Annotated in this window: 20 protein-coding genes; 8 read left to right on the top strand and 12 right to left on the bottom strand. The window is 71.3% G+C overall.

Going from position 1 to position 18,486, the window contains the following annotated elements:
* Nucleotides 1–19: 19 nt before the first annotated feature.
* The 6 genes from ACZ45Z_RS29810 to ACZ45Z_RS29785 form a co-directional block, all read right to left on the bottom strand.
* The gene (locus ACZ45Z_RS29810) at nucleotides 20–244 is read right to left on the bottom strand and encodes a DUF397 domain-containing protein (protein ID WP_468369049.1); all 225 of its coding nucleotides are present in this window, start codon (nucleotides 242–244) and stop codon (nucleotides 20–22) included.
* Between the two features lie 60 nt (nucleotides 245–304).
* Nucleotides 305–1,111 carry a helix-turn-helix domain-containing protein gene (locus ACZ45Z_RS29805; RefSeq protein ID WP_468369046.1) on the bottom strand — a complete coding sequence of 269 codons (807 nt, stop codon included), beginning with the start codon at nucleotides 1,109–1,111 and terminating at the stop codon, nucleotides 305–307.
* Nucleotides 1,112–1,134: 23 nt separating this feature from the next.
* Complete coding sequence (locus ACZ45Z_RS29800) at nucleotides 1,135–1,662, bottom strand: DUF6879 family protein (RefSeq protein ID WP_468368892.1); 528 nt, start codon at nucleotides 1,660–1,662, stop codon at nucleotides 1,135–1,137.
* Nucleotides 1,646–1,837 carry a hypothetical protein gene (locus tag ACZ45Z_RS29795; RefSeq protein ID WP_468368889.1) on the bottom strand — a complete coding sequence of 64 codons (192 nt, stop codon included), beginning with the start codon at nucleotides 1,835–1,837 and terminating at the stop codon, nucleotides 1,646–1,648. The genes ACZ45Z_RS29800 and ACZ45Z_RS29795 overlap by 17 nt, the downstream gene beginning before the upstream one ends.
* A 161-nt stretch (nucleotides 1,838–1,998) precedes the next feature.
* On the bottom strand, nucleotides 1,999–2,292 hold the full coding sequence (locus ACZ45Z_RS29790; protein WP_468368886.1) for a DUF397 domain-containing protein: 294 nt from the start codon (nucleotides 2,290–2,292) through the stop codon (nucleotides 1,999–2,001).
* Nucleotides 2,274–3,116 (bottom strand): helix-turn-helix domain-containing protein, encoded by an 843-nt coding sequence (locus ACZ45Z_RS29785; RefSeq protein WP_468368884.1) that lies wholly within the window; start codon nucleotides 3,114–3,116, stop codon nucleotides 2,274–2,276. The genes ACZ45Z_RS29790 and ACZ45Z_RS29785 overlap by 19 nt, the downstream gene beginning before the upstream one ends.
* A gap of 168 nt (nucleotides 3,117–3,284) precedes the next feature.
* Here ACZ45Z_RS29785 and ACZ45Z_RS29780 point away from each other — a divergent pair, with 168 nt between their 5' ends.
* Nucleotides 3,285–3,491, top strand: coding sequence for a hypothetical protein (locus ACZ45Z_RS29780; RefSeq protein WP_468368882.1), 207 nt, complete (start codon nucleotides 3,285–3,287; stop codon nucleotides 3,489–3,491).
* A complete protein-coding gene (locus ACZ45Z_RS29775) occupies nucleotides 3,488–3,877 on the top strand; it encodes a hypothetical protein (RefSeq protein ID WP_468368879.1) in 390 nt (129 codons plus the stop codon). The genes ACZ45Z_RS29780 and ACZ45Z_RS29775 overlap by 4 nt, the downstream gene beginning before the upstream one ends.
* Nucleotides 3,878–4,054: 177 nt before the next feature.
* On the opposite strand, the gene ACZ45Z_RS29770 is transcribed toward ACZ45Z_RS29775, so the two are convergent.
* A complete protein-coding gene (locus ACZ45Z_RS29770) occupies nucleotides 4,055–6,733 on the bottom strand; it encodes a serine/threonine-protein kinase (protein WP_468368876.1) in 2,679 nt (892 codons plus the stop codon).
* A 180-nt stretch (nucleotides 6,734–6,913) separates the two neighbouring features.
* Between ACZ45Z_RS29770 and ACZ45Z_RS29765 the strand changes: the two genes are divergently transcribed.
* Both ACZ45Z_RS29765 and ACZ45Z_RS29760 read left to right on the top strand, forming a co-directional pair.
* On the top strand, nucleotides 6,914–7,303 hold the full coding sequence (locus tag ACZ45Z_RS29765; RefSeq protein WP_468368874.1) for a peptidase: 390 nt from the start codon (nucleotides 6,914–6,916) through the stop codon (nucleotides 7,301–7,303).
* A 52-nt stretch (nucleotides 7,304–7,355) separates the two neighbouring features.
* Complete coding sequence (locus tag ACZ45Z_RS29760) at nucleotides 7,356–7,928, top strand: hypothetical protein (protein ID WP_468368873.1); 573 nt, start codon at nucleotides 7,356–7,358, stop codon at nucleotides 7,926–7,928.
* A 29-nt stretch (nucleotides 7,929–7,957) separates the two neighbouring features.
* Here the strand turns inward: ACZ45Z_RS29760 and ACZ45Z_RS29755 are convergent, their stop codons facing one another.
* The 3 genes from ACZ45Z_RS29755 to ACZ45Z_RS29745 all read right to left on the bottom strand — a co-directional run bounded on the left by ACZ45Z_RS29755 (nucleotide 7,958) and on the right by ACZ45Z_RS29745 (nucleotide 12,230).
* Nucleotides 7,958–9,364 (bottom strand): M1 family metallopeptidase, encoded by a 1,407-nt coding sequence (locus ACZ45Z_RS29755; RefSeq protein ID WP_468368870.1) that lies wholly within the window; start codon nucleotides 9,362–9,364, stop codon nucleotides 7,958–7,960.
* A 170-nt stretch (nucleotides 9,365–9,534) separates the two neighbouring features.
* Nucleotides 9,535–11,139 carry a SulP family inorganic anion transporter gene (locus ACZ45Z_RS29750; protein WP_468368867.1) on the bottom strand — a complete coding sequence of 535 codons (1,605 nt, stop codon included), beginning with the start codon at nucleotides 11,137–11,139 and terminating at the stop codon, nucleotides 9,535–9,537.
* 635 nt (nucleotides 11,140–11,774) lie between these two features.
* A complete protein-coding gene (locus tag ACZ45Z_RS29745; RefSeq protein ID WP_468368864.1) occupies nucleotides 11,775–12,230 on the bottom strand; it encodes a hypothetical protein in 456 nt (151 codons plus the stop codon).
* Between the two features lie 222 nt (nucleotides 12,231–12,452).
* Here ACZ45Z_RS29745 and ACZ45Z_RS29740 point away from each other — a divergent pair, with 222 nt between their 5' ends.
* The 3 genes from ACZ45Z_RS29740 (at nucleotide 12,453) to proC (ending at nucleotide 15,040) form a co-directional block, all read left to right on the top strand.
* A complete protein-coding gene (locus ACZ45Z_RS29740) occupies nucleotides 12,453–13,298 on the top strand; it encodes an ABC transporter ATP-binding protein (RefSeq protein ID WP_468368860.1) in 846 nt (281 codons plus the stop codon).
* Nucleotides 13,295–14,092 (top strand): ABC transporter permease, encoded by a 798-nt coding sequence (locus tag ACZ45Z_RS29735; protein ID WP_468368857.1) that lies wholly within the window; start codon nucleotides 13,295–13,297, stop codon nucleotides 14,090–14,092. Before ACZ45Z_RS29740 ends, ACZ45Z_RS29735 begins: the two co-directional genes overlap by 4 nt.
* A 138-nt stretch (nucleotides 14,093–14,230) precedes the next feature.
* Nucleotides 14,231–15,040 carry a pyrroline-5-carboxylate reductase gene (gene proC, locus ACZ45Z_RS29730; RefSeq protein WP_468368854.1) on the top strand — a complete coding sequence of 270 codons (810 nt, stop codon included), beginning with the start codon at nucleotides 14,231–14,233 and terminating at the stop codon, nucleotides 15,038–15,040.
* On the opposite strand, the gene ACZ45Z_RS29725 is transcribed toward proC, so the two are convergent.
* Nucleotides 15,041–15,637 carry a cysteine hydrolase family protein gene (locus tag ACZ45Z_RS29725; RefSeq protein WP_468368851.1) on the bottom strand — a complete coding sequence of 199 codons (597 nt, stop codon included), beginning with the start codon at nucleotides 15,635–15,637 and terminating at the stop codon, nucleotides 15,041–15,043.
* Between the two features lie 207 nt (nucleotides 15,638–15,844).
* Between ACZ45Z_RS29725 and ACZ45Z_RS29720 the strand changes: the two genes are divergently transcribed.
* Complete coding sequence (locus ACZ45Z_RS29720) at nucleotides 15,845–16,861, top strand: GlxA family transcriptional regulator (protein ID WP_468368848.1); 1,017 nt, start codon at nucleotides 15,845–15,847, stop codon at nucleotides 16,859–16,861.
* 12 nt (nucleotides 16,862–16,873) lie between these two features.
* On the opposite strand, the gene trpS is transcribed toward ACZ45Z_RS29720, so the two are convergent.
* Nucleotides 16,874–17,872: a tryptophan--tRNA ligase gene (trpS, locus tag ACZ45Z_RS29715; RefSeq protein ID WP_468369043.1), complete on the bottom strand. Its 999-nt coding sequence runs from the start codon at nucleotides 17,870–17,872 to the stop codon at nucleotides 16,874–16,876.
* Nucleotides 17,873–18,486: the final 614 nt, after the last annotated feature.

Genomic DNA, 18,486 nt, shown 5'->3' with positions numbered 1-18,486 from the left:
GTCCCCGTTGTGCTCAGTGCTACGCGGAGAGGCAGAAGCGCACGGGGTCGATTCCCGCCGCGTCCAGCTCCGCCGTGGTGAAGCGCAGCGGCTCGGCGTCCGGGCGCTTGCTGTCGCCCATGGCCCACGCGTCCGGACCGATCTTCGCGAGGGTCACACACGCTTCGCCGTCCGGATGCGTATTGCCGCCGCACGCCTTGGAGAACTCGGCCCCGTCGATGGGGAGCCCGTACAGATCGGTCATCGCCATGCCCTTCCGTCGCGTTTACCGGAAGGCCATGGTGTCGGGATGAGGGGCGAGGTTCTAGCCGGTTTCCTGTTCGCGCAAAAGCTCGTCGCGGAGAGACGCGATCAGGGCCCGCATGCCATCGCCGGCAACGGCGGAACCGCTGAATCCCTCGAACTTGGATACGTACAGGGCAATGTCCCTGGGGTCGGTCACCACCATTTCCGCGTGGGCCGTCTCAACGGTCACCGTCCGGTCGTCCTTGATGACGAACGAGTGTCCCGGAAAATCCGTCTGAGGGGCGGAAAGTGCGACGATGCGGAGGTCGACATTTGGCAGTCGAGAGACCGAAATCAATCGGTCCAGTTGCCCGACTGTCACCAGGGGCGGAACGATCCGCCAGCGGAGGACGGATTCCGTGATGACGAAACGGAACGTCTTCCCTGTCGAGTACAGGACGCTTTGCCGCGCCAGCCTGGCGCCGATGGTGCGCTCTAGCTGCGCTTCCGAGAGGTCGTTATGGCGAGCGAACACGGCCCGGACGTACTCGGGAGTCTGGAGCAGCCCGGGAACGAGGGACGGCTGAAACAGACGCAGCAGAGTCGTTTGTGATTCCAGGGCCTGTACCTGCCGCTGTTTGCGGCTGTACCCGAGACGGCGGACCAGTCGCCATGCGGTGACTTCCGTGGCCGCCTCCCTGGCGGCGGTCATGTATGCGGCCTTGACCTCATCCGATACGCCTATAGCCGTGAGGATGCAGTCGACGTCCGTGACGCTTGCCGCAGTGTTGCCATTCTCGATCTTGGACAGCTTGGAACGGGACATGGCAGCGCCACGGGCAACCGCTTTGGCCTCCAAACCGGAGGTCTCACGCAGCTCCCGCAGCGCTGATCCGAGACTGGCTCTGTTCACTCGCCGTGCTTTGCCCACCAGTCGGAGAACGGAACGGCCAGGGCCATTGCCGTGTCCCGGTACGTCAGGAATCTGGCCAGCTCGTCTTCTCCGAGGAAATCGGCCCCCAGGTACTTGCCGTGCCCGTCGTAATTCATGGATGCGATAACTCGCTCATCGAAGAGCCAGAAGTCCGGGGCGTCCGGAATCGGATTCTCTTGGTTCGTGGTGTCCAGGATGAAGAACTCTTCCCCGGCCGTCATGTTCCGGCGGTAACCCCAGGAAAGTTCGAACCGCAGGTAATCGGTGAGCGGGCGGGCGAGGATGTGGACGCGGTAGATTCGCTTTTTCGATCGGGTTGCGTTTCCGACTGTCGTCACCCAGTCGGCCGTCCGGTATTCCTCCGGTTGCGGCTCGCCGGCGAGGAAGGCGCGGTATGCGTCAACACCGCCCGACTTGCTGTAGTCGTCCAGGGTCTCCAGCCGGAAGGCTTCCTGGTCGAAGTCGTCGAACCAATCCCCCAAGATCTTAGATGTGGCGGTCACGGATTGCCTTTCGGATGAGTTCGACAGGGATCTCCACCAAGGTTTCGTGAGCGGGGATCTCCAGCCCGTGGTCGGCCACCCTGACCCCCTGGATGGCGAGCGTGCCCCGGTCCGTTGCGTAGATGGTGGGGCAATCGCCGTTGTCGCACTCGCCCACCAGCCGTTTCAGCCTCACAGCCCGCCCCCTCGTCGTTGAGTGTGTCCGATGCTCGCGCCCTCTCCCAGGAGGAAACAAGGGGTTCGGGTTTCCGTTACTGGAAACCGGACGGGCCCGGGGTGCGCGACGGCCCCCGTCGTGGACGACGGGGGCCGTTCGCTTGGGTGTCTGTCCAGGCGTCAGACGCCGGGCAGTGCGCCGCCCTTGACGGCGGTGACGAACGAGGACCAGGCCGACGCGGGGAAGACGAGCGCGGGGCCGTGCGGGTCCTTGCTGTCGCGTACGGGGACGAGGGGGGCGGGGAGGCTGTCGGCCACCTCGATGCACTGGCCGCCATCCGGGTTGCTGTAGCTGGACTTGCGCCACTCGGCGGTGGTGAGGAGGTCGTCGGAAACCTCGATGCAGGCTCCACCGTCCTGGTTGCTGTACGAACTCTTGCGCCAGGTAGCGGCAGTCAGGTCGATGGATCGCACGACACTTCCTCCAACATCTGCGTGATGAACTTCCGGGTATCGGCCGGGGAAAGAGCTAGGTCATGGACCAGATCGTAGCTGAGCTGGAGTCGCTCGGCGGCGGCTGTTTCCTCGACCAGTTCGCCCGAATACCCGGTCTCCACCCAGGCCACGGTGTGCCCGTTCGGCATCCGCAAGAGCATGGTGTCGGTGTTCGACAGTGCGTGCAGCCCGACTTTGTGCGGCACTACTTGAACGATCACGTTCGGTCGTTCGCCGATGTCCACCAAGTGCTGCAGTTGCTTCCGCCACTCCTCGGCGTCTTCCAACGGCGTACGCAACACCGCCTCGGACAGGATGGTGCGGAACCGTGGTGCGTCGTCACCGGCCAGCAACTCCCGACGCCCTATCCGCGCTTCGACCTGGCGCGTCAGCTCGTCGCCGCTGAGGCCGCCCGCCGCGAGCAGGGTTTCTGCGTAGCCCTTGGTCTGGAGCAGCCCATGAACGGTGCTGACTCCGTAGTGCCACATGCTGACCGCCTCGGCTTCGAGCGTCATGTAGCGCCGGTACCGCTCACGGAACTGGGTCGGGTCTCCAGCCGCCAACTCCCAGAGCGCCAGCAAGAGCCCCGGCGTCCCGTAGTGCTGGTCCAGCGCCTGGACGACGTCCGGGCTTCCCAAGGTCTGCCCGCTCTCCATCTTGCCGAAGAGGGACCAGTCCCAGCCCAGGGCGTCGCCGAGCTGCCGCAGGCTGTGGCCCCTCTGGGCGCGGAGTAATCGCAGCTCTTCCACAAACCGTTGCCGTGGCTCCTGACTTCGACCGGTGACCGCTCGTCGTGCTGGCATCGTGCTGCCCTCCGTGGAAGGTGTGGAACTTGCGGTGCGCGGTGACGAACTACGGGCCGTAACCGGGGTTCGTCGCCGATTTCCGGTCCATGCTCGTAATGACCGGAACACACACGGTAGTCGTGGGCCGGCGTCTCGGACAGGTAAACGGCAGACGGGAGCGGCACCATGACGAGGGAACAGATGGCGGAAGCCGAGGCGGCGCGCGATGAGTTGGCGGCAGCGCTCAAGCGGACGGACGTCGTGCTGCCGTCACTGTGCGTCGACCCCCTCTCCTACAGCTACGAGCAGCCCCACCCCCTCATCGAACTGGGCCGCTGCAATCTGGAGACCACGCGCAAGCTGATCGCCGCGCTCAACAGGGCGGCCCGGTGACCACGCGCCTGACCCGCCTGCTGGCGCGGCTCCTCCCCGGGTACGGGCGGCACCGCGCGGCCTCCGTCTCCGTACCGGGGCCGCCCGCCGAACCGGCCACCCGGCGCCCGCGCCACCCGTTGCCGCGACACAAGAGTCCTTACGCACGTGACGCGGCCGAGGAACGCCTGCTCATGGACACGCCGATCCCCGCACGCCCCTACCTGCGCATCCGAAGCCGTGCCTGCCCGGACTGCGGGGGCCCGTACAACCCGGAGCGCCGGGCGCAGGCGGAACGCCGCTGGGTACTCGACCTGGCGCTGCGCGGGATCGACGCGGGACCGGCCGTGATCCACGGTGTCTACGTCCGGCCCGGCGGATCCGCGCCCCGTTCGGCGGCGGCCTGAGATGGCCGCGCGAGCGTCCGCGTACACCGCCTCCACCGCCCCGTACATCTCCCCGGCGTGTCACATCGGCACGCACGCGACGTGCGACAAGGGGACCGCGCAGGCGACCACCGTCCCCGGGGTGCGGCGCGAGGCGTGCGCCTGCGCCTGTCATGCGGGTGGCCCGGGGGCCGGGCCTCACCAGCCGGCCGGGTCCCCGGTCGGCGCGGCGAAGACCGTGCCGTTGGGCGCCGCCGCGTAGACCCGGCCACGGGGCGCGTCCACCACCGGCGCTGGCAGCGACTCCAGGAAGCCGTTGTGCCGGCCGGCCGCCAGCCGCGGCGGCGTCTGCCCCAGCAGCGCGCCGGAGGTGGTGTCGACGGCGAGGAGCCGGCCGTCCGCGGCGGAGAAAAACAGCCGGTCGCCGCTCACCACGGGCGTCGAACCCCGGCTCACCGACGTCTCCACATCCCACTTCCGTTCGCCGACGGCCTGCAACGCGCCGCCCTCGGCCAGCAGGTACACCGTCTCGCCGCGCACCACGGCGGCCACACCGTCGAGCGGCGCGGTCAGCGGCAGGCGGCGGCTGCGGCCGGTGGCCGGGTCGTAGCGGAGCACCGCGGACGTGCGGAAGACGAGCCTGGGGTCGGTGGCCGTCAGATACAGCGCCCCCGAGGCGCCGGTCCCGGCCGGGGTGAGCGAGCCGGGCAGCCGCCGGGTCCAGCGGATCCTGCCGTCCGCCGGGTCGATGGCGGTGACCTGGGTGGCCGCGCCGCCGGGTGCGCTCTCGGCGGCGTAGGCGGTGCGGGGGTCGCCGAACGAGGTGAAGGCCGGCAGCCGGTGGCCGGGGAAGGACTTGCGCCACCGCTGCCGGTGGGTGGCGGCGTCGAGCGCGGTGACGGTGCCGTCCCCGGCGGTCAGCAGCAACCGGTCGCCGACGAGGGCCGCCCCGCCCTCGTAGCCGGAGATGTCCTTGGACCAGCGGGTGGCGCCCTTTCCCTCGGCCGACGGGTCGAGCGCTTCCAGCCGCTTGCCGTCGGGGGAGAAGACGTACAGCAGGCCGCCGGAGAGGACGGGCGCGGCCGGGTGCGGGGCGGTCCTGCCGGAGGGGCCGCCCGTACGGCGCCAGATCACGCGGCCGGTGTCGGCGTCGAGGCGGGCGGCCGGTACGCCGGACTGGGCGCAGAAGACGGCGGTGGTGGTGTCGGCGGTGTTGGTGGCGTCGGCATCGGTGGTCGTGTCGTCGGTGTCCGCATCGGTGGTGGCGGCGGTGGTGCGGGTCGGGGCGGCGCCCGCCGGGCCGCTCGTGCAGAACGGCATCTCGGCGGGGTAACCCTCGGGCCGCTTGAGGAGCGTGGTCCGCCAGGGGTGGAAGGCGGCACGGTCGACCCTCGGCGCGTGGGTCTGCAACGCCGGGTCCGTGCCCGGCTCCTCGGCGGACAGCGCCCGCAGGCCCGCGAAGACGCCGGCCCCGGCCAGCACCAGGGACACGGCTGCCCATACGAGCCGGCGGCGGGCCGGGCGGGGAGGGGAGGTGCTTGTGGAGGTGCTTGTGGAGGTGCTTGTGGTCGTCGGGGCGGGGTGGGTGGGGTCCGTGAGGTCGGCGGTGGTTGCGGAGACGGGGGCCTGGGGGGCGAGGGGGGAGGCTACGGCGTCGGGGTCGAGGGATCCCGCCCGCGCCGGGGCCGCCGGGGCTGCGGGGGCCGTCGGGTCTGCCGGGGCGTCGGGGCGGTCCCGTCCCGGGGGACGGACGCGGACATGCGTCGCCTCGGCCCGTTGCGGCGCGGACTCGGCCCGCACCGGCTGCCGCTGACACGGTATCCGCGCATCCGGAGCGCTGCCTTCCGGAGCGCCCGAGCGGTACGAGGCGTCCGAGCCGTACGAGGGGTCGGAGTGGTCAGGGCCGCCCGAGCCGTACGACCTACCCGAGTTACCGGAGCCGAACGCGCCACCCGAACCGCCCGCCGGGCCGCCATCCGCCCCGCCGCCCGCCGTCCGCGCGTGCAGCTCCTCCAGCAACTCGGCGTGCAGCCGCTCGTGCACCTCCGTCGGCGTGTCGGCCCGCAGTACCTCCATCAGGGTGTCCGGCGTCGGCCGGTCCGCCGGGTCCTTCGCCAGGCAGCTCTCGATGAGCGGCGCCAACTCGCCCGGCACTCCCGCCAGATCCGCCTCGTCATGCACCACCTGATACGCGACGAGGTACGGGCTCTCCGAGTCGAACGGGCCGCGCCCGGTGGCGGCGTGCACCAGCACCGAACCCAGCGCGAACACGTCCGCCGCCGGACCCACCTCGCGCGGCCGCTGGAACTGTTCGGGCGCCATGAACGGCGGCGTCCCGATCAATTTGCCGGTCTCCGTGCGCATTTCGCTGTCCGACGGGCGCGAGATGCCGAAGTCGATGACCTTCGGGCCGTCGGCGGCCAACAGCACGTTCCCCGGCTTGAGGTCCCGGTGCACGACGCCCGCGCGGTGGATGTCGCGCAGCGCCTCCGCGAGCCCGGCGGCCAGCCTGCGGACCTCGCCGGTGGGCAGCGGGCCGTTCCGCTTCACGTGTTCGGAGAGGGTGGGGCCGGGAATGTGGAGGGTCGCCATCCACGGGCGCTCGGCGTCCGGGTCGGCATCCACGACCGGCGCCGTAAAGGCCCCGCTGACCCGCCGTGCGGCAGCCACCTCCTGCCGGAACCGCCCCCGGAATTCGGGGTCTTGGGCGAATTCGGCGTGAATGACCTTGACCGCGAGCAGCAGCCCGGACGACGAGCGCGCCAGATGGACCACGCCCATACCGCCGGCGCCCAGACGCGCCTCCAGGCGATATTGCCCGGCGTATTCCGGACGCTCCGCTTCCGGGCCGACCCCGGAATCGCGCAGCGGCGGCATCCTTCCACCCCCGTGTCATTCGCCGTGCCATTCGGTCGCAGGTGCGACGCGCGGAGCCTAGTCGATGGCGCGTACGAGATGAATGAGGCTTGCTAGCGTGCGAGTTGCGAAAACGGGGCGCCCCGCACGGAGCGCTTCAGGAGAAATCACCACAGGAACCACACAACGGGGGAACACGAAATGAGCACACAGGACTTTCCGGGCTTTGTGGAGCGGGTCTTCGGCGGCGAGGAGGCCGCGCAGGACGCGGATGGCGGCGCGGGAGCGGGCGTGGGCGTCGCGGACGCCGGCGAGCCGGCCGTCCAGGCGGCCGGGAGCCGCCACTCCTTCGCCGTCGCGCCCGGCTACCGCGTCAACATCCGCAAGGGCCCCGGCACCGACACGCCCGTCGTGGGGCGGCTCGCGGAGGGCGCACGGGTCCAGATCCGCTGCCAGCGACACGGCGAGCGGGTCAGCGGCCCGTACGGCACCTCGGACATCTGGGACAACATCGCTCCCGGCCAGTACATCTCCGACACCTACGTCCACACCGGCAGCGACGGCTTCGTCGCACCCCGCTGCATGAGCTGAACCAACGGGTGCGACCACCGGCCCCACCGCGCCGCCGGGGATAATCGACGCCATGAGCGATGAGCGGACGACCCCCGGCGGCCCCGGATCCGGGCACGGCCCCAGCTCAGGGACCCGCCCCGGCCTCGGGCCCGGCGGCCCCGAGCCGGAGCCGATCCGGTTCTTCGGCACCACCTGGGTCGAGCACGACGGCGGCTACGCCCTGCGCCGGGTCGGCGTCGCGGCCGGCTCCCTGGCGCTCGCCGCGGCCGGCGCGCTCGTCCTGCGCTTCGCCTTCCAAGGCCTGGAGATCGCCGCCGTCGGCCCGTTCGTCGGCATCCTGGTCGTCGCGTGCTTCGCCATCTGCAGCGCCCTGGCCTTCCGCCGCACCTGGAACGGCTTCACCCGCCGCCCGGACCCGTCCGCCGAGGGCTCGGCCGACAAATCCGCGCAGAGCCTGGTGATGATCGGTTTCGTCGGCTCCCTGCTGGCCTACTTCTGCCGCACCCTCATCGAGGCCCCCGGCGAAAAGCTCCACCGCACCGAATACGCCGCCGCCCAGGCCCGCCACACCCGCCGCCGAGCCACCCGCACAGGCAACCCGGCAGCCCGCCCCCCGAAAACCAAGCGCAAAAACCGCCCCTGAGACGGGAGCGGGGGCCGGCGAGCTCCGGCTCAGTACTCCCAGTCCGGCCGGCCCTCCCCGTACAGCCAGTCGTCGAAGAGGTCGGTCAGGTCCTCGTCCGTGCGCTCGTCGCAAAAGGCGATGAAGTCCTGGGTGTCGGCGCCGGCGTGCCGGTACTCGGCCGGCCATTCCTTCAGGATCGAGAAGAACGTCTTGTCGCCGACGAGATTGCGCAGTTGCTGGAGCACCATCGCGCCGCGCTCGTAGACGGGCGTCTCGGTCACGTTCGCCGCCTTTCCCGGGTCGCCCGGCGGGAATTCCCAGCGCTTTTCCTTCTCGCTGGAGTCGTAATACGCGTCGAACTGTTCCTGAGGCGTCTTGCCGCCCTCGCGCTCCTCCCACAGCCATTCGGCGTATGTGGCGAAGCCCTCGTTGAGCCAGGTGTCCTTCCAGGTCTTCGGCGTGACCGAGTTCCCGAACCACTGGTGCGCCATCTCGTGCACCACGGTTGCCGTGTCCGGCGCGCCCGCGTAGACCGGCTTGGTCTGGCTCTCCAGCGCCCACCAGTCGACCCGCTCGGGAGTGTCGTCGACGATCGCCCCCGCGGAGGAGAAGGGATACGCGCCGAACAGCTTCTTCTCCCACTTCACGATCTCCGGCAGCCGCTCCAGCGGCTCCTTGCTCGCCGCGGCCTCCGCCGGATCCACCGCCACGTACAGCGGCAGCCCGTCGGAGGTGCGCGACTCGGTGAGCTTGAAATCGCCGATGGTGGCGGTGGCGAGATAGGTGGCCATCGGCTCGCCGTTGTGCCACTCGTACGTCGTCCGGCCCTTGGCGGTCCGCCGGGCGCGCAGCTCCCCGTTGGCGACGGCGGTGTACCGCTGCGGCACAGTGATCTTGAAGTCGTACGCGGCCTTGTCGCTCGGGTGGTTGTTGCCGGGGAACCACGTCATGGCACCGGCCGGCTCACCGGCCACGAACGCGCCGTCGGGGGTCTTGACCCACCCCTCCGTGGAACCGTCCGGGTCCGTCATCTCCTGCGGGGTGCCGCTGTAGTCGACGGTGGTGTGGAACGTCGCGCCCTTCTTCAGCCCGGCGGCCGGCCGGACCGTCAGCTTGTGCCCCTTACGGCTGAAGGGCGCGTCCTCGCCGTCGACCCGTACGCCGGACACCTTCAGCCCCTTGAGGTCCAACTTGAAGGAGCGCAGGTCCTTCTTCGCCTCGGCGGTGATCTCGGCCGTGGCGTCCAGGTGCCGCTTCGCCACGTCGTAGTCGAGGGTGAGCCCGTAGTGGGTGACCTGGTAACCGCCGTTGCCGAGCGACGGGAAGAGCGGGTCGCCCACCCCGCCGCTGCCCGCCGCACCGGTGGCGCGCACCCCGCCGGTGCAGGAGGACAGCAGCAGGGCGACGGACAGGGCGGCGGTCGCGCCGCAGGAGCGGAGGGGCCGGCGGTTCACAGCACTCCAAGAGTCGTCGGACAGTCACAAGATCCCTGACCCTACGATCATTTCGGCCTCTACGCCGGTCCCTTCCGCTTCGATGGCATTATGTAGCGATTTGTGGCTGTACGAATTCGGTCCGACTCGGCTGCCGGTGAGCTCGCGCTCAACTGGCGGTGAACTCCTGCTCAGCTACCCGCGAGGTCCGGCGCCTGGGCCGCGCTGCCGGTCCGGCGCCGCTGCTCCGCCCAGCTACCGAGCGTGGCCGCGCAGGCATGGTCGAGATGCCGCAGCCCGGACAGATCCAGTTCGATCTCCCGGTCCCGGGGCAGCGCCTCCAACTGGTCCAGCAGCTTGGGCAGCCGCAGGAACGTCGCGTGGCCGACGGCCCGTACGCGGATCGGGCGGCGCGCCCCCGCGCCCCGTTCCGGCCCGTCCAGCCCCTCGATCTCCAGGTGCACGTGCGAGGTCTCCCACGCCGACTTGGCCACGGCCATCAGCAACCCCAGCAGCACCCCTTCGAACATGTTCGTCGTCACGATCGCCAGCGCCGTCACGGCGAGCACGACCGCCTCGCCGCGATGTTCGCGCCACAGCGGCACGAATTCCTTGCGCGGGATCAGCTTCCAGCCCGCGTGGATCAGTACGCCGGCCAGCGCCGCGATCGGCACCACCCCCAGGGCGGCGGGGAAGGCCGCCGCGAAGAGCAGCAGCCACACGCCGTGCAGCACCCGCGAGGCTTTCGTCCGCGCCCCGGCATAGACGTTGGCCGAGCTGCGCACGATCACCGCCGTCATCGGCAGCGCGCCGAGCAGCCCGCACACGGCGTTGCCCGCGCCCTGGGCCATCAGCTCCTTGTCGTAGTGCGTACGCGGCCCGTCGTGCAGCCGGTCCACCGCGGCGGCGCTGAAGAGCGATTCCGCCGACGCGATCAGGGTGAAGGCGAGCACGGTGCCCAGCGTGCCGACGATCGCCGCCGGTTCTGCCAACCGGGCGAAAACCGCCGCGCCGGGCGGCTGTACGGCATCCAGCAGGCCCTCCACCTGGACCCGCGCGACCGGCAGGTCCAGTACGAACACCACGAGCGTCGCCAGCACCACCGCCACCAGCGGCGCCGGCAGCACCCGCGCCGCCCGCCGCCAGCGGGGCCACAGCACCAGCACCGCAATCGTCCCGACGCCCACGGCCGCCGCGGTGAGCCCCGCGTCGGAGCCGGCCGTGGCGATGGCGAGGGCGGGCAGGCCGCCGAGTTTGGCCAGCCCGCTGCCGGGCGGCTCGGCGTCCGCGAGGGCGTACAACTGGCCCGCGATCAGCACCAGTCCGATGCCCGCGAGCATCCCCTGGACCACCGCGACGGAGATCGCCCGGAACCACCGGCCGAGCCGCAGCGCGCCCATGGCGAGCTGGAGCGCCCCGGCCGCCAGCACCAGCGCGCCCAGCGCGCCGAGCCCGTACTCCCGCACGGCCTCGTAGACCAAGACGGTCAGACCGGCGGCGGGCCCGCTGACCTGGAGGCTGCTGCCGGGCAGGAGGCCGGTCAGCAGGCCGCCGACGATGCCCGTGACGAGGCCGAGTTCGGCCGGCACGCCGGAGGCGACGGCCACGCCGACGCAGAGCGGGACGGCGACGAGGAAGACGACGAGGGACGCGGTGAAATCGGCCCGCCAGCCCGGGAGGCGCTGACGAAGGGAGAGGGAGGGGAGAGAGGGACGGGAGCGCCGGGCGGGGAGTAACGAGCGGGAGGGACGGGAGGGGCGGTGCGTGTGGCGGGGACCGACAGGTGGCTTCTGCATGACGGTTGCCTCCAGCGAGGGCGAGATGCGAGTGCGGGGTGCGGTGGCGCACGAGCGGACGCGCGGCGGCGCGGCGGCATGGATCAGGTCGGGAACGGATCAGGTCGGCAACGGATCAGGTCGGGAACGGATCAGGTCGGCAACGGATCAGGTCGGGAACGGATCAGACGTACCGATCAGATGTACGGATCGGGTGCGGGGACCGATCACCTGGGAACGGATCCGCCGGACAGGAATTCGGGCGGATGGGGATCAGCTCGGCAGGGATTCGGACGGCCAGGGATCAGCCGGACAGGGATTCGGGCGGGCAGGGTCACCGGCCAGGCGTCACTACGGATGCGGAGCCGGAGCCGGATGCGGGGACCCAGACGCGGACGCGGATGCGGATGCGGGGACGGACGCCGGATAAGACGCGGCTACGGACGCGCGTGCGGTAGATCCGCGCCCGACGTCGGCCCGGCCACCGGCGCGAGCGCACCGCTCCGCCGAGCGCCGTAGGACCCGACGGCTCTCCGGCGCGCCAGGCGGCCCTCAGAGACCCCTCAGATCGCTCTCATCACGCCGACCACGCCGAGCGCGCGGCATCACGCCATCACACGGCACCGCACCCACCGCACCCGCCACACCCACCACTCTCAGCAGCGGAACACCCCATGTCGGACCGGCAGTTCGCCGGAGCCCGACACGGGTACGGCCTGCCGTCCGGTCAGCGGGACCGTGACGGTCAGCGCGCTCGCCGCCCCCGCGGCGCAGCTCGTCGACAGCGGCGTGGACAGCGGCACCGGCGCGGACGGCGCGGCCGTGGACCGCCCGCCACGCCGTGGCTGGCAGCGGTCGGGGCCGGTGCCCCGGTGGTCGTCGGTGTCCATCGCGAGCTGGGACGCACGGGGAGTGGCGGGAGCCGGGGCGTCGAGCCAGGCGGACGCGCCACCGGAGGCGTCCGGCGCCACGGCCGGGGTGCCCGGGGCGGCGGCCGCGGAACTCGCGCGCGCGACGGCCGGCGCGGCCCGAAAGACGACCGGGAGGATCAGAACGACGGCCGCGACGAGCACCAGGAGCCGGCACAGAGCGCCGACCCGGACCTTCGCCATCGTCGTCCCCCTCCGGCGCGATCGGACCGTTCGCTCCATTGTGTCCAACGGGTCACGGCCGCGCGCAAGTAGACGTGTAACCGTCAGGTAAACGCGGAGTCATCGAAAAGGAATGATCAATTCCATTCACTCCGGCGACCGCCGGGAGCGCGTCAACGGCCACAACGCGCCAGCCGCGCTCCCCTCTTGACGCCCCACCGCACCAGACTCACTATTCACCCCATGATGAATAACGCCCGCGACCCGGCGGCCCGTATCAACACCCCCACCAACGCCCGGACCAACACCCCGACCCCCACCCCGCCCGTCATCCACGCCCGCGACCTCACCGTCACCCGAGGCGGCCGCACCGTCCTCGACGCCCTCGCCTTCGACGTACCGCGCGGCCAGATCACCGGCCTCCTCGGCCCCTCCGGCTGCGGCAAAAGCACCCTCATACGCGCCATCGTCGGCAGCCAGGCCAAGGTCACCGGCACCCTCGACGTCCTCGGCCATCCCGCCGGCCACCCCCGCCTGCGCCCCCGCATCGGCTACGTCACCCAGGCGCCCTCCGTCTACGACGACCTCACCGTCCGGCAGAACCTCGCCTACTTCGCCGCGGTCCTGCGACCGGGCCGGGCCGCCCGCGCCGAACGCCGCGAGACCGTCGCGCACACCATCGAGGACGTCGGCCTCGCCGACCACGCCGGCGTCCTCGCCGGCAAGCTCTCCGGCGGCCAGCGCAGCCGCGTCTCCCTCGCGGTGGCCCTGCTCGGCACCCCCGAACTCCTCGTCCTGGACGAGCCGACCGTCGGCCTCGACCCCGTCCTGCGCCGCGACCTGTGGCACCTCTTCCACACCCTCGCCACCGACCGCGGCGCCACCCTCCTCGTCTCCTCCCACGTCATGGACGAAGCCGAACGCTGCCACCGCCTGCTCCTCCTGCGCGACGGCCGGCTCCTGGCCGACGGCGCGCCCGCGACCCTGCGCGCCCGCACCGGCCGCCCCACCGTCGAGGCCGCCTTCCTGCACCTGGTCGACGAGGCCCAAGCCGCAGCCGACACCCACCCCGAGGAGCCTCCACGATGACCCCCGACACCGGGCCCCGCCCCACTGCCGCCGCCTCCCCCTCCTCCTCCCCCTCCCTCTCCCCCTCCCGCACCCTGGCCACCACCGCCCGCGTCCTGCGCCAACTCCGCCACGACCCGCGCACCATCGCCCTGATGCTCCTCGTCCCGTGCGTGATGATCACCCTGCTCCGCTACGTCTTCGACGCCCGCCCGCAGACCTTCGACAGCATCGGCGCCTCACTCCTCGGCATCTTCCCGATGATCACGATGTTCCTGGTGACCTCGATCGCCACCCTCCGCGAACGCACCTCGGGAACCCTCGAACGCCTGCTCACCATGCCGCTGGGCAAGGCCGACCTGATCGCCGGCTACGCCCTCGCCTTCGGCCTGCTGGCCATCGTGCAGTCCGCCCTCGCCACCGGCCTATCGCTCTGGCTCCTCGGCCTCGACGTCACCGGCTCCCCGTGGCTGCTCCTGCTGGTGGCCGTCCTGGACGCCCTGCTCGGCACCGCGCTCGGCCTGTTCGTCTCGGCGTTCGCCGCCTCCGAATTCCAGGCCGTGCAGTTCATGCCCGCCGTCCTGACACCCCAGTTGCTGCTCTGCGGCCTGTTCACCCCGCGCGAGACCATGCAGCCCGCCCTCGAAGCGCTCTCCGACGTCCTGCCGATGTCCTACGCCGTCGACGCCATGAACGAGGTCCTCACCCACCCCGACATCACCGGCGCCTTCCTCCGCGACACCGCCGTCGTCACCGGCTGCGCCCTGCTCGTCCTCGCCCTCGGCGCCGCCACCCTCCGGCGCCGCACACCCTGACGCGCCCGCTCGCCGCCCCACCCCGTGCCCCGGCTCGTCACGGCGTCCGGCCCTCGGGACGCCCCCGCGCCCGGCGGGTACCGGGTGCGAGGATGACGACGTAACCGACCAGGCACCACCGGCGAGGTGAACCGCAGCATGACCCAGAAGGTCGCCGTACTCGGCACCGGAAAAATCGGCGAAGCCCTGCTCAGCGGAATGATCCGAGGCGGTTGGGCACCCTCCGACCTCCTGGTCACCGCCCGCCGTCCCGAACGCGCCGAGCAGTTGCGCACCCGCTACGGCGTCGAAGCGGTGAGCAACCCCGAAGCCGCCAAGGCCGCCGACACCCTGATCCTCACGGTCAAACCCCAGGACATGGCCGGCCTCCTGGACGAACTGGCCCCGCACGTCCCCGCCGACCGCCTGGTCATCAGCGGCGCCGCCGGCATCCCCACCGCGTTCTTCGAGGAGCGGCTCGCCGCCGGCACCCCCGTCGTCCGCGTCATGACGAACACTCCCGCCCTGGTGGACGAGGCGATGTCCGTCATCTCCGCCGGCACCCACGCCACCGGCGCCCACCTCACCCGTACGGAGGAGATCTTCTCCGGCGTCGGCAAGACGCTGCGCGTCCCGGAGTCCCAGCAGGACGCCGCCACCGCGCTCTCCGGCTCCGGCCCGGCCTACTTCTACTTCCTCGTCGAGGCGATGACCGACGCGGGCATCCTGCTCGGCCTGCCCCGCGACAAGGCCCACGACCTCATCGTCCAGGCCGCGATCGGCGCCGCCGTGATGCTCCGCGACAGCGGCGAACACCCGGTCAAGCTCCGCGAGAACGTCACCTCGCCCGCCGGCACCACCATCAACGCCATCCGCGAGCTGGAGAACCACGGCGTACGCGCCGCGCTCATCGCCGCCCTGGAAGCCGCCCGCGACCGCAGCCGCGAGCTGGCCTCCGGCAACGGCTGATCAGCGGCCGGCGACGGCCAGCACCTCGGCCGTCCGCACCACCCGCGCGAAGCCACCGCCGTGCAGCGAAACGGCGGTGGCCCGCGCCAGCTCCTCCGCGGACAGCCGCACCCCCTCCGGCCCCTCCAGGTCGAACGTGTGGGTCGCGTCCAGCGGCACGATCACGTCGTACCCCAGATTCCCGCCCATCCGGGCCGTCGTCTCGACGCACATATTCGTCTGGACCCCCGAGAGCACGAGCTGCCCGATGCCCGCCGCCCGCAGCCACGCCCCCAGGTCCGGCTCCCCGTAGAAGGCGGAGTTCACCGTCTTCGTCACCAGCAGCTCGGGCCCCGGCCCCCGCCCGCGCCGCGCGGCCACGAAGTCCTGGAAGTCATTGCCCGCCACACCGCTCCGCAGCGGCGACCCGGGCTTCGTCGAATCGTGCCGGACGAACACCACCGGGCGCCCGGTCTCCTGCCAGACGTCGATCAGCGCGGCGATATTGCCCTCCGCCTCCGGCATGTTCCGCCGCCCCCAGAAACCGTGCTCCTCGAAGCCCTTCTGTACGTCGATGACCACCAGCGCCGCGTTCGCCTCAAGCTCTTCAATCGCCATGCCCCGATCCTCCGGCGCCCCGTCCCACCCCACCAGTGGCACAACCGCACGCTATCGATGACTTCCTGCCACCCCTCCTGCCATGCTCCGCCCATGAGCCCCGACCCCACGTCATCCGCCCCCACGCCATCCGCGCCCCCGTCATCCGCCCCCACGCCGTCCGGACTCATACCGTCTGCCGCACCCCCGCGCCCCTACCGCGTGGCGATGCTCGCCTTCCCCGCCGTCCGGCCCTTCGACGTCGCCGTCATCACCGAGGTCTGGGGAACCGACCGCACCGACCGCGGCCTGCCCGCCTTCGACCTGCGCCGCTGCGCCCCCGACCCCGCCCCGATCACCCTCCGCGGCGGCTTCGCCCTCACCCCGGACCGCACCCTGGACTGGCTCCCCCACGCCGACCTGATCGTCGTCCCCGGCCTCGACGACCACCTCACCCCCGCCCCGCCCCCGGTGCTCGACGCGCTCCGCCTGGCCCACCGCGCGGGCACCCCCCTCGCCGCCCTGTGCGGCGGCGCCTTCACCCTCGCCCAGGCCGGCCTCCTCGACGGCCGCCGCGCCACCACCCACTGGAACCTCGCCGACCTCCTGCGCACCCACCACCCCCACGTCACCGTCGAACCGGACGCCCTCTTCCGCCACGACGGCGGCATCTGGACCTCCGCCGGCACCGCCGCCGGCATCGACCTCTGCCTCCACCTGGTCCGTACGTCCCACGGCGCCGAGGCCGCCGCCGGCATCGCCCGCTCGATGGTCACCGCCCCGTTCCGCAGCGGCACTCAGGCCCAGTTCGTCGACCACCCCACCCCCGCCACCGACCGCGACGCCGACGCCCTCGCCGACCTGCGCGAATGGGCCCTACGCCACCTCCACGAGCCCCTGACCGTCACCGTGCTGGCCCGGCGCGCCGGCCTCGCACCCCGCACCTTCGCCCGCCGCTTCCGCGCCACCACCGGCACCACCCCGCACCGCTGGCTCCTCACCCAGCGCCTGGCCGCTGCCCAACGCCTCCTGGAACGCACCGACCACCCCATCCCCGAAGTGGCCCGCCGCGCCGGCTTCGGCAGCGAAGTCACCCTGCGCCAGCACTTCGCCACCCACCTCGCCACCAGCCCCCGCGCCTACCGCACCGCCTTCACCACCACACCCCCACCGGCGACGGACAAGCACCCGGGGCGGACAAGCCCGGACGACGACCCCGCCGAGCCCACCCGCCCCACCCCCTAACCCGTTCCCTTCTCACCCCAGGGGCATCAACCCCACCGCCCGATACGCCGCATCCACCCGCGGCCGCGCCATCGCCCGGGCCCGCTCCGCCCCCACCCGCAGCACGGCATCGATGTGCCCCTGCTCCGCGGCCAACGCCGCATGCCGCTCCCGCACCGGCCGCAGCAACTCGACCACCGCCTCGGCGGTGTCCTTCTTCAACGCCCCGTACGAGTCGTACGCCCCGGCCAGCGTCTGCGGATCCCCACCCGTACAGGCCGCCAGCATCTCCAGCAGATTCGCCACCCCGGGCTGCTCATCCCGGTCGTAGACGACATCGCTCCCGGCATCCGTCACCGCGCGCATCACCTTCTTGCGCACCACCTCCGGCTCGTCCAACAGATAGACGATCCCGGACGTCCGGACGCTCGACTTCCCCATCTTCGAGGTGGGCTCCTGGAGATCCATCACCCGCGCCGCCACCTGCGGATGCCGCGCCTTCGGCACCACGAACGTCGCCCCGTACCGCTGGTTGAACCGCACCGCCAGATCCCGTGTCAGCTCCAGATGCTGCGCCTGGTCCTCCCCGACCGGCACCTCATGCGTCCCGTACGCCAGGATGTCCGCCGCCATCAGCGCCGGATACGTCAGCAGCGACAGCCGCACGCTCCCGCCCCGCCCCTGCTCGCCCGCGGCCTTCTCCTTGTACTGGATCATGCGCCGCATCTCGCCGTCCGTGGCCGTGCACTCCATCAGGTACGCCAGCCGCGCATGCTCATCCACATGGCTCTGCACGAACACCGTGCACCGCTCCGGGTCCAGCCCGGTGGCCAGCAGAAGCGTCGCGGCCTGCCGGCTCAGCCGCCGCACCCGCGCCGGATCGTGCTCCACGGTCAGCGTGTGCAGATCCACCACACAGAACAGGGCGTCCGCCCGGTGCTGGTCCACCTCCGCCCAGCGCCGCATCGCCCCGAGGTAGTTCCCGAGCGTCAGGTGCCCGGTCGGCTTCACACCGCTGAAGATCCGCGTCATCGCCATCTCGTCTCTCCCGTACGTACGTCACGTGTCGGGACCGCCGGACTCCGCCGGCCGGCTGCGAGAGGGAGAAACGCGAACGGCCGCCGAAGCGGCGGCCGTGGTCATGCATGCGCTGGTGGTCGGCCGCCGTCAGGCGAGCCACCACAGCAGTACGAGCGCATGCGGAGTCATGCGCCCAAAGTATCCCCACAGCCCAGGCGCCGCACGGGTTTGAAGCACCTGACCCCCTCGTGTAGTGTTCTCCGAGTTGCCACGGGGCCGACGGCCCCGAGCAGCCATCCCGCCGCTTCAGCGGCACACCACTACTGCACGGCCCCTCACCGGGAACGATTTCGGCATGCCGAAATTCGACCGGGACTCGATTTGAGTCACCGAGGAATTCCGCTAAAGTAGTGACCACGCCGAAAGGCAAGCACAACCCCCCTCCGACGGGGAATCGGAAACGAATTCGGACCGGAAACGGAACGAACCGGATCTGATAGAGTCGGAAAGGCCGGAAAGCGAAAGCCGGATGGCCAACCCCGACCCCACAGGGACCGGAAACGGAAAGCGGAAACGCGAAACGGATCTGGTAGAGTGGGAAACGCGAAGAAGCCGAAAGGCGGAAA

The organism is Streptomyces sp. NPDC031210 (assembly GCF_055570395.1).
Note: the sequence above shows the minus strand (reverse complement) of the source record. Positions and strands in the feature narration are given on the sequence as shown.

What these genes read in the sequence shown, in the direction of transcription:
- ACZ45Z_RS29740 (WP_468368860.1), top strand. Translation starts at nt 12,453, where the DNA reads ATGATGAATAACGCCCGCGACCCGGCGGCCCGTATCAACACCCCCACC.
- ACZ45Z_RS29760 (WP_468368873.1), top strand. Translation starts at nt 7,356, where the DNA reads ATGAGCGATGAGCGGACGACCCCCGGCGGCCCCGGATCCGGGCACGGC.
- ACZ45Z_RS29725 (WP_468368851.1), bottom strand. Translation starts at nt 15,637, where the DNA reads ATGGCGATTGAAGAGCTTGAGGCGAACGCGGCGCTGGTGGTCATCGAC.
- ACZ45Z_RS29810 (WP_468369049.1), bottom strand. Translation starts at nt 244, where the DNA reads ATGACCGATCTGTACGGGCTCCCCATCGACGGGGCCGAGTTCTCCAAG.
- proC (WP_468368854.1), top strand. Translation starts at nt 14,231, where the DNA reads ATGACCCAGAAGGTCGCCGTACTCGGCACCGGAAAAATCGGCGAAGCC.
- ACZ45Z_RS29735 (WP_468368857.1), top strand. Translation starts at nt 13,295, where the DNA reads ATGACCCCCGACACCGGGCCCCGCCCCACTGCCGCCGCCTCCCCCTCC.
- ACZ45Z_RS29785 (WP_468368884.1), bottom strand. Translation starts at nt 3,116, where the DNA reads ATGCCAGCACGACGAGCGGTCACCGGTCGAAGTCAGGAGCCACGGCAA.
- ACZ45Z_RS29780 (WP_468368882.1), top strand. Translation starts at nt 3,285, where the DNA reads ATGACGAGGGAACAGATGGCGGAAGCCGAGGCGGCGCGCGATGAGTTG.
- ACZ45Z_RS29750 (WP_468368867.1), bottom strand. Translation starts at nt 11,139, where the DNA reads ATGCAGAAGCCACCTGTCGGTCCCCGCCACACGCACCGCCCCTCCCGT.
- trpS (WP_468369043.1), bottom strand. Translation starts at nt 17,872, where the DNA reads ATGACGCGGATCTTCAGCGGTGTGAAGCCGACCGGGCACCTGACGCTC.
- ACZ45Z_RS29720 (WP_468368848.1), top strand. Translation starts at nt 15,845, where the DNA reads ATGCTCGCCTTCCCCGCCGTCCGGCCCTTCGACGTCGCCGTCATCACC.
- ACZ45Z_RS29770 (WP_468368876.1), bottom strand. Translation starts at nt 6,733, where the DNA reads ATGCCGCCGCTGCGCGATTCCGGGGTCGGCCCGGAAGCGGAGCGTCCG.
- ACZ45Z_RS29745 (WP_468368864.1), bottom strand. Translation starts at nt 12,230, where the DNA reads ATGGCGAAGGTCCGGGTCGGCGCTCTGTGCCGGCTCCTGGTGCTCGTC.
- ACZ45Z_RS29765 (WP_468368874.1), top strand. Translation starts at nt 6,914, where the DNA reads ATGAGCACACAGGACTTTCCGGGCTTTGTGGAGCGGGTCTTCGGCGGC.